General features: G+C 38.1%; 7 protein-coding genes. 4 read left to right on the top strand and 3 right to left on the bottom strand.

Going from position 1 to position 14,517, the window contains the following annotated elements; genetic code table 11:
• The first annotated feature begins 47 nt into the window (after positions 1 to 47).
• On the top strand, positions 48 to 5,444 hold the full coding sequence (locus H6G74_RS18805; protein ID WP_190969117.1) for an ATP-binding sensor histidine kinase: 5,397 nt from the start codon (positions 48 to 50) through the stop codon (positions 5,442 to 5,444).
• A gap of 50 nt (positions 5,445 to 5,494) precedes the next feature.
• Here H6G74_RS18805 and H6G74_RS18800 read toward each other — a convergent pair whose 3' ends face one another.
• Positions 5,495 to 5,719, bottom strand: a complete 225-nt coding sequence (locus tag H6G74_RS18800; protein ID WP_199341048.1) for an MbtH family protein — start codon at positions 5,717 to 5,719, stop codon at positions 5,495 to 5,497.
• Between the two features lie 317 nt (positions 5,720 to 6,036).
• Between H6G74_RS18800 and H6G74_RS18795 the strand changes: the two genes are divergently transcribed.
• From H6G74_RS18795 to H6G74_RS18785, 3 genes are all read left to right on the top strand, one after another.
• Positions 6,037 to 8,880, top strand: coding sequence for a DNA methyltransferase (locus H6G74_RS18795; protein ID WP_190969116.1), 2,844 nt, complete (start codon positions 6,037 to 6,039; stop codon positions 8,878 to 8,880).
• 208 nt (positions 8,881 to 9,088) lie between these two features.
• Positions 9,089 to 9,334 carry a UPF0175 family protein gene (locus H6G74_RS18790; RefSeq protein ID WP_190969115.1) on the top strand — a complete coding sequence of 82 codons (246 nt, stop codon included), beginning with the start codon at positions 9,089 to 9,091 and terminating at the stop codon, positions 9,332 to 9,334.
• A complete protein-coding gene (locus tag H6G74_RS18785) occupies positions 9,331 to 9,825 on the top strand; it encodes a DUF3368 domain-containing protein (protein ID WP_190969114.1) in 495 nt (164 codons plus the stop codon). Before H6G74_RS18790 ends, H6G74_RS18785 begins: the two co-directional genes overlap by 4 nt.
• 30 nt (positions 9,826 to 9,855) lie before the next feature.
• Here H6G74_RS18785 and nifJ read toward each other — a convergent pair whose 3' ends face one another.
• Both nifJ and H6G74_RS18775 read right to left on the bottom strand, forming a co-directional pair.
• A complete protein-coding gene (gene nifJ / locus H6G74_RS18780) occupies positions 9,856 to 13,584 on the bottom strand; it encodes a pyruvate:ferredoxin (flavodoxin) oxidoreductase (protein WP_190969113.1) in 3,729 nt (1,242 codons plus the stop codon).
• A gap of 479 nt (positions 13,585 to 14,063) precedes the next feature.
• Positions 14,064 to 14,501 carry a YidH family protein gene (locus H6G74_RS18775; RefSeq protein WP_190969112.1) on the bottom strand — a complete coding sequence of 146 codons (438 nt, stop codon included), beginning with the start codon at positions 14,499 to 14,501 and terminating at the stop codon, positions 14,064 to 14,066.
• Positions 14,502 to 14,517: the final 16 nt, after the last annotated feature.

Here is a 14,517-nt window from a genome sequence, read left to right as displayed (position 1 = left end):
TTCGGATCTTTGGGAATACTAAACTTACTATTTTAAGGTTGGGTGTCATGTTGAGTATTCCCGGATATCAGTTAAATGAGGAAATTTATCATGGTTCGAGAACTATAGTTTACCGAGCTATCCGAGAGGCTGACTCCATATCTGTAGTCATCAAATTACTGAAAAATCCTTATCCCAGCTTTAGCGAACTAGTACAATTTCGCAATCAATACACGATTACCAAACATCTCCAATATCCTGAAATCATTCAAACCTATAGCCTAGAACCTTACAAAAATGGCTATGCGTTAGTCATGGAAGACTTTGGGGGAATTTCTCTATACGATTATTTTGTCAATCATCATTATTTTGGATGTTTAGAAGAATTTTTAGAAATAGCGATCGCTTTGTGTAATGCCTTAGAGATACTGTACCGCGATCGCATTATTCATAAAGATATTAAACCCGCGAATATTCTCATCAATCCCATAACAAAACAAGTTAAGTTAATTGACTTTAGTATTGCCTCTTTGCTTCCACGGGAAACTCAAAATATAGTCAATCCAAATGTTATTGAAGGAACATTAGCTTATATTTCTCCCGAAGAAACTGGGCGGATGAATCGAGGTTTGGATTATCGTACAGATTTCTATTCTTTGGGTGTAAATTTTTACGAACTACTCACAGGACAATTACCTTTTCAATCAAGTGAACCAATGGAATTGGTACATTGTCATATTGCCAAAATAGCACCTTTAGTCCATGAAATTAATCCAAAAGTCCCCTCGATAATTTCAGAAATTGTTAACAAACTAATGGCTAAAAATGCCGAAGACCGCTATCAAAGTGCATGGGGTCTCAAGCATGATTTAACACAATGTTTACATCAACTCAAACAAACAGGAGAAATTAAAAACTTCACGATTGCCCAAAGAGATGTCTGTGATAGATTTATTATTCCTGATAAACTATATGGACGAGAAAGCGAAGTAGAAATTCTCCTGCAATCATTTGAAAGAGTCAGCCTTGGTACCACAGAAATTATCTTAGTAGCGGGCTTTTCTGGTATTGGTAAGACTGCCGTTGTCAACGAAGTTCATAAACCTATTGTGCGACAAAGAGGCTATTTCATCAAAGGCAAATTTGATCAATTTAACCGCAATATTCCTTTCTTTGCTTTTGTACAGGCATTCCGAGATTTAATGAGGCAGTTACTTTGTGAATCAGATGCTCAATTACAAGCATGGAAAACAAAGATTTCAGAAGCATTAGGAGAAAATGCCCAGGTAATTATTGATGTAATTCCCGAACTAGAATACCTCATTGGTAAGCAACCTTTTGTTACCGAACTCTCAGGAACAGCCGCAAAAAATCGCTTTAATTTATTGTTTCAGAAGTTCTTACAAGTTTTCACCACACCAGAGCATCCCTTGGTAATATTTTTGGATGATTTGCAGTGGGCAGATTCAACATCATTAAAGTTGATGCAATTGCTCATGAAAGAATCCCAGCAAGGATATTTACTCTTAATTGGTGCTTATCGAGATAATGAAGTTTCTCCAGCCCATCCGTTGATGCTGTCACTGGATGAAGTGAGCAAAGCTGGTGCAGAAGTTAATACTATCACTTTACAGCCCTTATCTGTACTGAGTTTAAATCAGTTAGTGGCAGATACTCTTGCTTGTGCGATCGCCTTAGCAAAACCATTGACAGAATTAGTGTATCAAAAAACTCAAGGTAATCCCTTTTTTAGCACCCAATTTCTCAAGGTACTGCATCAGGAAAATTTGATTACCTTCAATCTGCAAGCTGGTTATTGGCAGTGTAACATTACCCAAGTTAGGGAATTAGCATTGACAGATGATGTAGTTGAATTTCTGGCAATGCAGTTACAGAAACTTGCACCAGCAACACAAACAGTATTACAACTTGCAGCTTGTATTGGCAACCAATTTGATTTAGCAACCTTAGCAATTATTTCCCAACAAACAAAAACAGAAACCGCAGTTTCACTGTGGAGTGCCTTACAAGAAGGATTAGTTTTACCCCAAAGTGAAGTCTATAAATTCTACCAAGATAGCGAAGCAGAACGCAATTTTACGATTAATCATCAACAATTACCCACCTACAAATTTCTGCATGATCGCGTCCAGCAAGCTGCCTATTCTTTAATTCCCGATGAGCAGAAACAAGTTACACATTTAAAAATTGGGCAGCTTATACTAAAAAATATTTCTGACATCGAATTAGAAGACAAAATTTTTGATGTAGTTAATCAATTAAATATTGGTTCATTTCTAATCACCGACATCAACGAAAATCAACAACTAGCCAGATTAAATTTTCAAGCAGGTACAAAAGCCAAAAATGCCACTGCTTATCTATCCGCTAGTGAATATTTCACTACAGGTTTAAATTTATTATCAGATTGTAGTTGGCAACAAGATTATGCACTCACATTAGCACTACATCAATCTCTCACCGAAGCACTTTGTCTTTGTGGTGAATTTGAGAAAATGGAAATTTATGCAGCAGTTGTTTTACAACAAGCAAAAACACTCCTGGAACAAATACCCATTCATAATACTAAAATTCAAGCCTGTATGGCACAGGCACAACATCAAAATGCTTTGCAAATTGCCTTAGCTGTTCTCCAATCTATAGGAGTAAAACTACCTCAACAAGTTAGCCAAACAGATATTGATTATGAACTAGAACAAACACAACTGCTGTTAAAAGACAAAGCTGCGATCGATTTGCTCGATTTGCCAGAAATGACAGATGCAAATATCTTGGCAGCAATGCAAATTTTATCCAGTATTATGTCAACAGCTTATCAAGCATCACCACCATTATTTAGGGTGATTGTTTTAAAACAAGTGCAGTTATCACTGCTTTATGGTAATGCACCAGAATCTACCTATGCCTATGCTAGTTATGGACTGATACTCTGCGGTGTTTTAAAACAAATTGATGCCGGTTATGAGTTTGGCGAAATGGCATTACAGTTAGTAGAACGTCTTAATGCTTCTAAACTCAAGTCTAAAACTTTATTTGCAGTTAATTGTTTTATTCGACATTGGAAAGCATCTGTAAAAGATACTTTAAATCCATTGTTACAAGCCTACACAAGTGGTTTAGAAACAGGTGATATTGAATATGCTTCTATGTCTGCCTATGTGTTTGGCAGATATGCCTATTTAAGTGGTTATGAATTAAAAGAATTAGCCGATGCTATGGGCAACTATAGCACAATCATGTATCAGTTCAAGCAAACCACTTATTTAAACTTTAATAGTATATATTATCAATCGGTTTTGAATTTATTAGGGCTGGCAGATAACCCTTGTTATTTAATTGGGGAAATTTATGATGAGGTGAAAATGTTACCTCTGCATCGGGCTGCCAATCAAACTAGTATGATTTGTCAACTGCATTTTTGTAAAATGATTCTATGTTATTTATTTAATGACTATAATCAAGCGTTAGATCATGCCGCAGTTGTCAAAGAATATTTAGCGAGTGTTACAGGATTAGTAATAGTACCAACTTTTTATTTTTATGAAACTTTGATTTACTTATCCTTACATCAAAATTACTCTTCACCAGAACAAGAAATCATCATCGAACGAGTTATAGAAAATCATCAAAATCTCCAAAAATGTGCAGAGAGCGCACCCATGAATTACGCTCACAAATCTTATTTAGTAGAAGCAGAGCTAAATCGAGTTTTAGGCGATAAACTTGCTGCGATGGAACTATATGAGTGTGCAATTTCTAGAGCTAAAGCCAACACATACATTCAAGAAGAAGCTTTAGCTAACGAACTGGCAGCTAAATTTTTCTTAGCATGGGAGAAAGAAAAATTTGCGGCATTTTATATGCAGGAAGCATATTATTGTTATGCGCGTTGGGGAGCAAAAGCCAAAATAGATGACTTAGAAAAATGCTATTCGCATCTACTACAACCAATTTTGCAACAGCAGAAATCTAGCTTAACCCCCTTAGAAACAATCGCCTCACATGGTACTTATTCATCTCTTAATACTTCTACGACGGGTAGCAAAAGTATTTCTGAAGTTCTAGATTTGACTTCTGTGCTTAAAGCCGCCCAAACTATTTCTCGTAGTATCGAGTTAGATACACTGATTGCTAGTCTTACTCAAATAATTCTAGAAAACTCTGGTGCTAAAAAATGTGTATTAATACTTCCCAAATCAGACACTTCAAAATTACCAGCAGTGACTTTTATTAGTCAGCAAACCAATTCCCAAAATCAAATACAAACTATTCTTGAATCACAATCACTTGATGCTTGTCAAAGCATACCTAAAAGAATTATTAATTATGTCAAGAATACTCAAGAAACTGTTGTAATCAATAACTGCCAAACAGATATTCCTGGAATCATTGACCAATATCTCCTAGAACATCAACCAAAAAGTATATTATGTACACCGATTATTAACCAAGGAAATTTAATCGGGATTTTTTATTTAGAGAATAACCTCACAAGTGGCGTATTTAATAATGAACGTTTGCAAGTAATTAATTTACTTTCTTCCCAAGCAGCGATCGCATTAGAAAATGCCCGACTATATCAGCAGGCTCAACAAGCATTACAAGATTTACAACAGGCGCAATTACAAATTATCCAAAGTGAAAAAATGTCTGCGTTAGGTAACTTAGTAGCTGGGATAGGTCATGAAATGAATAATCCTTTGGGTTTTATTTCTGCTACTCTGCAACAAGCTAAACCAAACTTTGCTGATGTAAAAGAACATTTAGAGCTTTATCAAGAAATTATCGATAATCCTGGTAATAAAATTCAAAACCATGCTGCGGAAATTGACTTGGATTTTCTTTTAGAAGACTTACCTAAAATGATAGATGCAATGGTAATAGCGTGCGATAGATTGAAAAATATCAGTACCAGTCTTCGCACCTTCTCCCGTGCTGATCAAGATTACAAAGTCAAGTTTAATCTCCATGAGGGTATTGATAGTACAATTTTAATTCTCAAACATCGCCTAAAAGCAAATGAACAACGTCCTGCAATTGAAGTTACTACTAACTATGGCAATTTGCCACAAATTTATTGTTTTCCGGGGCAATTAAATCAAGTATTTATGAATATCCTGGCTAATGCCATTGATGCCTTAGATGAATCAAACGCTGGGCAGAGTTTTGCCGAAATCCAAGCCAATCCTAACCAAATTACTATTACAACATCAACAGTAGATCAATATGTAAACATCTCAATTGCTGATAATGGTAAAGGAATGAGTGAAGCAGTCAAACACAAGATTTTTGACCATTTATTTACTACTAAAGCTGTCGGTAAGGGTACAGGTTTAGGACTCGCTATAGCAAGACAAATTATTGTAGAAAAACATGGAGGATTGATTAAAGTCAATTCTCAACTAGACAAAGGTACTGAGTTTATCATTCAGTTACCTTTATAGGAAATCATCAAATCAGGTGCGTTAATGAAATGTAACGCACCTTACTGGACTCACTGGTAGCCCATTTCTTCCATTTTCTTACGCAAGCTCAAAGGTCTCATGTCTACCCATATCTCTTTAATGTATTCCAAACACTCTGCCTTAATACCTTCTTTACCCGCATCCCTCCAGCCTAAAGGATTTTCTCTATCAGCTGGCCAGATGGAATATTGCTCTTCATGGTTAACTACAACTTTGTAAATTGTTGTATCTTCAGTCTCCCTATCTATAGCCATAAGTGTCATCCTTTTGTGTTTTTTTATAAAAACAGATGACTCCATATTCTGACTTTTCTAACAGAAATGCAAGGACAGTTAAGACACTTAAGAAATTTAACTGTTAAGAAAAATTGCAATCATTCAAGAAATTATCATAGTACATACCTGTATTCTGTCATATTTTTAGATGACTGGAATCAAGCATGATATCTTCTTTAGATATATCTGTTATCATTCATATAAAATTAAATCAACACCTTGTTAAAAGGTTACATTTATCGATAAACTAGCAGATGGATTTGCTAAAGCTACTGTTATACATCTAACCATAACTGATGGAAAACTCACAAATAAATTTAGAGTTAACTAATTATCATCACAATGCAAATTTCAGTTTCACATTAAATCCTCATTTTTCAGAGCTAATTAATCTTAATAAACAGCCTAAAACAGTAGATGAACCTTTTTTAAAAGATATCACTGCTGGTAAAAATTCTTATGTTTATGACGCTCATACATATCATACTAAAGTTCCACCACAAGGAATTAAACCTTTAATTGAACATTATACAAATCCTGGAGATGTCGTCTTAGATCCTTTTTGTGGTTCAGGTATGACTGGAGTAGCAGCAACAGAACTCGGACGCAAAGTTTTATTGTCTGACTTATCTCCAGCAGCAGCTTTTATTGCTTATAACATTAATACTCCTATTGATTCTGGTCGTTATCTCAATGCAGTTAACACTCTTTTAAATCGTGCAGCACAACTGCAAAAAAAATTATATACCACTCACTGTCGAGAATGTGGTTCAGAAACAAATGTTTTGTATACTGTTTGGAGCTACGGATTAATTTGTAATCATTGTCAGCAAGAATTTATTTTTTGGGATGTTGGACGTGATGAAAAACCTTCTGTTAAAGAAAGTAAAATCAAAAAAGAATTCAACTGTCCTCACTGTAATACTTTACTTAAAAAACGTAATCTCAAACGAACTCAACGTTACCCTGTAGCTATCGGGTACAAATGTTGTGGACATCGCTTAAAAGAGAGTTGCGTTCCTTTGAATGCTTTTGATCGCAATCTTATCGATTCAATAGAAAGTTCATTAATTCCAGAAAATATTTGGTTTCCACAAAACAAGATTCCAGTCGGAGTAAATACCCGTCAGCCCATCTCTGCTGGTATCAATACAATCGACCAATGTTATACCCGTAGAGCTTTATATGCAATGGCATTTCTCTGGAACGAAGCATCTAATTGGCCAGAAAAAAAAATTCGAGAAAAGCTTTTGTTTACATTAACATCCTTATACCAACGTGTAACAGTTTTTAGTGAATTTCGATTTTGGGGTGGTAGTGGAAATACTGCAAATTTCAATGTACCAACTATCATGAATGAGCAAAATGTATTTCAAACTTTTCAAAGAAAGGCTGCAACAATTAGTTGGTATTTTCGAGAATCTGCTCATATTCCCCGCACTGTTCAAGTCAGTACTCAGTCTGCCTGTAGCCTTAGCCAATTACCGAATAAATCCATTGATTATGTGTTCACAGATCCACCCTTTGGATCGAACATTAATTATTCGGAAATGAATCTTATTTGGGAAAGTTGGCTGCAACAATGGACAGATAATACAGAAGAAGCGATCGTCAATTCTGTTCAAGGTAAAAGTTATGAAGATTATCAGAATCTTCTCACTAAAGCTTTTATGGAAATTAAACGAGTCCTAAAAGATAAGAGTTGGTTAACTGTTGCGTTTCATAACTCATCGGAAAAAGTATGGATGGTAATTCAAAAAGCTTTAGCAGATGCAGGTTTTGAAATTAAAGGAACTCAAATTTTCGATAAAAAGCATGGCACATTTAAGATGTTTGTGTCAGAGAATGCTGTTGGCTACGATTTAATATTGCATTGTCAAAAATTCGACAATATTCAATTATATCCACAAAAAAATATACAGATAAAGCAAAATAATGACCAGATAGTACAGCAAAATATAATTAAATTTATCAAAAAATATTTGGCTCAAGAAAAAAGTTTTACTAAAAGCTTTCTCCATGTTTCACGTCAACCTGAGTTTGACTATCGACGTTTATATTCTAAGTGGTTATCTACAGCTATCAAAGACAGTTTAATTTCGATTAGTTTTGAATCCTTTCGAGAACTCGTCGATAAAATTAAGTTAGAGAATACACAGATGTACAGACCTCGAACACTACCAGCCTTTACCCAAAAAGAATATGAAGATGCTCAGACCTATCTTGCTATTAAAGTAGCTTATATGATGGGTCGAAAGTTTGAGGAAGGAGATTGGGCAGATGTTTACTGTCGTGCAAAAGGAATCCCCAAAGCTGGGTGGTCTAATTTAAATATTGATGTGATGTATGATCTTCTAGGCGTAGAGCATAAGATGCTTTGCTATCGATCAAAACCTGATTTAAGAGATGCCTGTGGTACAACTTTAATGCACCCAGCAGCTACCCGCTCAATCCGCATTCCAGTTGATGATCAAGATCCAAATCAAGTTATGCGTAATGTCCTAACACAATATGGTGAACTGATTAATCAACGGAGAAATAAAGTGAGTCAGCAAGCCCAATCTTCTGGTATTCCTGACATGAGAACTGGATGGTTGCTTTGGCAAGAAAGCTTACGACAATTTTTATATTTTGAAGAAGAAATGCTCATTCCTAATCCAGATGATTACTATGCGGAATGGAGACCTTCAGGTGGTGGTTCCAGGAAACAAAGTCAAAATTTATGGATTTATGAAAGAGAAACTGGCAAGAAAAGATACTCTGTCACAACATCAGCAGGTGCTAAAATTCAACCATACTTTGATATTCCATCTCCAATTGATCCAAATCTTTACATCTTCACTGTAATTGGAGAGGTTTTGAATACAGGCTTAATCAGAGTTTGGCTAACGGAATCAACCAAGAGAGAATTAGAGCAACTTGTGGGTTCACTAGATACAACAATTGTTAGCGAAACAATCTTGAGAGTTATAGATCAATTAGGTGAAATCACATCATCGAACACTGATGACTTTGAGATAGGATACCCCATACTTTTGACTCAAGATGCTTATGCTGCATTACAAGACAAGCTACCAGGGGTTAACGATGACCACTGCTTTAGGTTGCTGACTCAATACCTAAGACACAAAAATAATTGAAGCACTGGCTTTAGTGTTTTTTGAAAGGTTCTAGTGATTAACTTGTTCTCTTAATTGGACTGCTGCACCCATTTAATAATTTGATTCAAAAGCTCATGTACTCTAGACATAATTGAAAAAGTTTAAGCGCAATTTCTTATGGACTATCTCATACTTCTGCTCTACATATTTTAAAATTGTAGAGTAAATAACTCCAATCACATTTCCTATGAGTATCTTAATCCCTGATGATATTCTCCGAGCCACAAGAATGACGGAGGATGAATTAAAGTTAGAAATCGCTATTATGCTTTATAAGCAAGAAAAAATTAGTAGCGGTAAAGCTCGTACTTGGACGGGATTAACAGTAATTGAATTCCAACATGAACTTGCCAAGCGTGGACTTTGTATTAATTATGATGTAAAAGATTTTGAAGCGGATATAAAAACTTTGCAGTCGATGAAGCTATTGTGATTATTGTTAGTGATACATCACCTATTACAAATTTGGCAGCGATCGCGCAGTTAGATTTGCTGCAAAAACTTTACAATCAAATTATTATTCCAGCAGCAGTTTACAACGAAATGGTATCTGTTGATAAACTTGTTCCTGGTGCTATGGAAGTGCAAACCTTTGCCTGGATTCAAACTCAGACAGTTAAAGATTTACAACAAGTAATTATAATTCAGGAAAGTCAAGAAAATATTGACTTGGGTGAAGCTGAAGCGATCGCCTTAGCCTTAGAACTTAAAGCTGATTTACTGTTAATGGATGAACGTCGAGGGCGTATAGTAGCAAAAAGTTATGGTTTGCAAGTGACTGGATTATTGGGAGTGCTTGTACAAGCTAAACGGAATAATTTAATTCCAATTGTTAAACCGCTTATTGACCAATTAATGGAACAAGCGGATTTTCGTGTCAGCGAACAGTTGTATACAACTATTCTGCAAATTGCAGGTGAGTAATTTATGTCAAACTAAATACATTCTTATGATCTAGGGATTGCGTTGGGCTAAATACTGATACATTTGCCAACGGGCATCAACTTCGGCTTGTGCTTGTTGTAACAACTGCTTGGCAATTTCTGGTTTACTCTTGGTGAGCATTTTGAAGCGATTTTCTTGATACATTGATGCTTCTACAGATTGCGTCGGAGGGCGCATATCTAATTGTAAGGGGTTCTTTCCTTGTTCTTTTAATAGGGGATTGTGGCGATACAACAACCAACGTCCTGATTCTATCAAAGCTTTTTGGTGATTCATGCCCGTGGTCATGTTGATGCCGTGGGCGATGCAATGGCTGTAGGCAATAATTAATGATGGGCCGTCGTAAGCTTCGGCTTCTAAAAAGGCTTTGAGGGTGTGGTCGTCTTTTGCACCTAAAGCTACACTTGCTACGTAGACATTACCGTAGTTCATGGCCATTAAGCCTAAGTCTTTTTTGGGTGCAGGCTTACCACTGGCGGCAAATTTGGCGACGGCTGCTTTGGGGGTGGCTTTGGAAGACTGACCGCCAGTATTAGAATATACTTCTGTATCCATCACCAAAATATTGACGTTGCGATCGCTAGATAACACATGGTCAATACCACCAAAGTCAATATCATAGGCCCAACCATCACCGCCGATAATCCAGACGCTTTTCTTAACTAAGTAATCTGCAATAGATTTTAAATTGCAAGTTTTGGATTTTAAATTAGCATCAATTTCTGAAGTTAAAATGTGATCTAATTTGTCTTTTAATAATGCAACTCTTTCTCGTTGTTCCCAAATATCGGCTTCGTTTTTTTGTTCGGCACTGAGGATGGCATGAACGAGGTTGTCGCCTACTTCACTGCTGATTTGTTGTAATAATTCGGCGGCAAATTCAGCTTGTTTATCTATGGATAAGCGATAACCAAAACCAAATTCGGCGTTATCTTCAAATAAACTATTCGACCAAGCGGGGCCGCGTCCATCGGCGTTGGTTGTCCAAGGGGTGGTGGGCAAGTTGCCGCCGTAGATGGAGGAACAGCCGGTAGCGTTGGCAATAACTGAGCGATCGCCAAACAATTGGGTTAATAATTTTAAATAAGGTGTCTCACCACAACCAGCGCAAGCACCAGAAAATTCAAATAAGGGTTCTTGTAATTGTTGTTGACGAATTTGGTTTAATTTTAAATTTCTCCGGTCGGGATTGGGTAAGTTTAAAAAGAAATCCCAGTTTTGCTTTTCTTGTTCTCTTAAAGGTAGTTGCTGTGCCATATTAATGGCTTTTTTCGTCGGTTCAGATTTACTTTTAGCTGGACAAATATTGACACAAATAGCGCAACCTGTACAATCTTCGGGAGCAACTTGAATAGTAAATTTTTGATGATTAAAATCTTTATCTTTGGCATTCACCGACTTAAAGGCGGACGGTGCGTTAGCTAATTCACTTTCTTGATAAACTTTGCCACGGATGGCACTGTGCGGACAAACCATCACACATTTACTGCATTGTACGCAGACATCCGGTTCCCAAACGGGGATTTCTTGGGCGACGTTGCGTTTTTCCCATTTGGCGGTACCTGTGGGGAAGGTTCCATCTGCTGGTAAGGCACTGACAGGTAAATCATCGCCTTGCCAAATCATGATTTTACCGAGGACTTCTTGGATAAATTCGGGCGCACTCACAGGTAAGGAATTGGTCGAGAATAATTCTTCATCTAGCCATTTACCTTGTTCGGCGGTGGGGATATTGACTTGATGCAGATTATCTAAGGTCATATCGACCGCTTGCAAGTTCATGCGGACGATATCTGCGCCTTTTTTACCATAAGTCTTTTCGATCACCTTTTTAATTTTGGCGATCGCATCTGCTTGTGGCAATACCCCCGCTAAGGCAAAGAAGCATACCTGCATAATTGTATTGATGCGTCCTCCCATGCCACTTTCACGGGCGACTTGGTTGGCATTGATGACATACAATTTCAGCTGCTTATCTAAAATTTGCTGTCGGACTTTCAGGGGGAGATTTTGCCAAACTGTCTCTTTATCAAAAGGACTGTTTAACAAAATTGTCGCGCCAGTTGCCGCCCCTTGCAGCACATCGACCTTTTCTAGAAATACCCAGTGGTGACAGCCAATAAAGTTGGCTTTGTCTATCAGGTAGGTAGACCGTATCGGTTGCGGCCCGAACCGCAGGTGAGATACGGTCATAGAACCGGATTTTTTCGAGTCGTAGACAAAGTAACCTTGGGCGTAGTTATCGGTTCCCTCACCGATAATTTTGATGGAGTTTTTATTCGCCCCTACCGTCCCATCAGAACCCAAGCCGTAGAACATAGCCCGGACGACGGTATCGGGTTCGATGGAAAAGTTGGGGTCAAAGGAAAGGGAAGTGTGGGTAACATCATCGTGAATACCCACAGTGAAATGATTTTTTGGTTTTGGTTGAGATAAGTTGTCGAAAACGGCCTTCACCATTGCAGGAGTAAATTCCTTGGAGGAAAGGCCGTAACGACCACAGATAATCATCGGTGGGACTTGATCTCGACCACTACCACGGGCAGCGACAATTTCTGAGGGAACCTCATCTCTGCCACTACCACGGGCAGCGACAATTTCCGAGGGAACTTTATCTCTGCCACTACCACGGGCAGCGACAATTTCCGAGGGAACCTTGTCTCGACCACTACCGCGTTCAGCATAGATTTCGTGGATAGCTGCGACCACATCGAGATATAGTGGTTCGCCGGTGCTACCTGCTTCTTTTGTGCGGTCTAAAACCGCGATCGCTTGTACAGTTTCTGGTAACATTTGCACAAACCTTTGGATATCAAAGGGACGGTAGAGGCGTACTTTCACCACGCCGACTTTTTCCCCACGGGCGTTGAGATAATCAACTGTTTCATGGACGGTTTCACAACCAGAACCCATGATGACAATTACCCGTTCCGCATCTTCAGCACCGTGATATTCAAAAATGCGGTAATATCTACCTGTGCGATCGCCAAATTGATCCATGATATCTTGGACAATTTCTGGACAGGCGTTGTAGTAAGGGTTTGCGCCTTCCCGCGACTGGAAGTAAACATCAGGGTTTTGGGCAGTACCCCGCAACACAGGGCGGTCTGGGGTTAAAGCACGGGCGCGGTGTTCTAAAATTAACTCGTCAGGAATGAGCGATTTAATATCGTCATCCGCCAATAATTTCACCTTCTGCACTTCATGAGAGGTGCGGAACCCGTCAAAAAAGTGCATAAACGAAACTCTTGATTTGAGAGTAGCTGCATGGGCGATGAGGGCTAAGTCGTGACTTTCTTGCACTGAAGCGGAACACAACAAGGCAAAGCCAGTTGCCCGCGCCGCCATCACATCACTATGATCGCCGAAAATGGATAAAGCATGAGTAGCCAATGAGCGTGCAGCCACATGAACAACTGTGCTAGTGAGTTCCCCCGCAATTTTGTAGAGGTTAGGAATCATTAACAATAGCCCTTGAGATGCCGTAAATGTGGTACTCAGAGAACCTGTTTGTAATGCCCCATGAACTGCACCAGCCGCACCACCTTCACTTTGCATCTGCACAACGCTGGGAACCGTACCCCAAAGATTGGGACGACCTTCTGCTGACCAAGCATCCGCCCATTCACCCATCGCGGAAGAGGGAGTAATAGGATAAATAGCAATTACTTCATTTAATTTGTAAGCAACACGGGCAACAGCTTCATTCCCGTCGATGGTTGCAAAGGTTTGACTCATAATTGTAGTCCTAGCCTTTAAACGGCACTATCAGACAGCGTTGTGGTACTAATTAGAAATAGTTAAAGCCTGGAAGTTGGTGGTTGGTGTTAGCTGCATCCAACTGGAAAATCCAATATGTGTAGGTAGGATTATCTCTGGTTAGGATAATATTTGATTGACCACTTGCGGGCTTTGGAGTTGACTCTAAATAGTGATTGTATGCTCTTAGTATCTCATCCGAAATACTTTATTTAATAATATCTATTAACGATGTACTCAAGGGCAGAAACAATCTCTATTCAAGACTTTTGAATAGATGCTTTTGATTTGTGGGGGTAGAGGTGCGGGAACTGATTTGAGTTTTCAAAACAGCTTTATATGCCTGATTAATCTATTCTAAAATTTTAGCGGCTGATATTTAAAAGCACAAAATTAATTTGAAAAATATGCCAATAGTCATAATTTAAATATGTCTATGGTCATAAATAAATCATGAATTATTTTGGGTTAATATTTTTAGTTTGGGGCTGGGGTGATATTGAAGATGGGCGTGGTGTCAGATGATTGCGTAAAAACAATAAAGGAATACTCAGTAAACCTAAAATCATCACCACTGCGGTGAGTATCCACACAGGTAAACGATTGGGTTGATAATCTCCCCGTTCAATTTGCCAGAAAACCTGATTATATCGCCACGCGGCTAGAGCGATCGCACTTACTCCCACAATTACTAAAGCAACTCCTAAATTCTCCGAGTTAAATAAAGGATGAACCACGGGTTCTTGTTGGGTAATTGCTGTATTTAATTGGCGTAAAAATAGACCAAACCTGGCAATAGCAAAACCAAAACCAATTAAAGCAATAGAAGTTCTCAACCAAGCTAAAAAAGTTCGTTCATTGGCTTGATGTTCTCTCTGGCGGTCTATTTTATTCATGAGTAATTTTACGATG

The organism is Nostoc spongiaeforme FACHB-130, from assembly GCF_014698475.1.
GTDB lineage: Bacteria > Cyanobacteriota > Cyanobacteriia > Cyanobacteriales > Nostocaceae > Nostoc_B > Nostoc_B spongiaeforme.
Note: the sequence above shows the minus strand (reverse complement) of the source record. Positions and strands in the feature narration are given on the sequence as shown.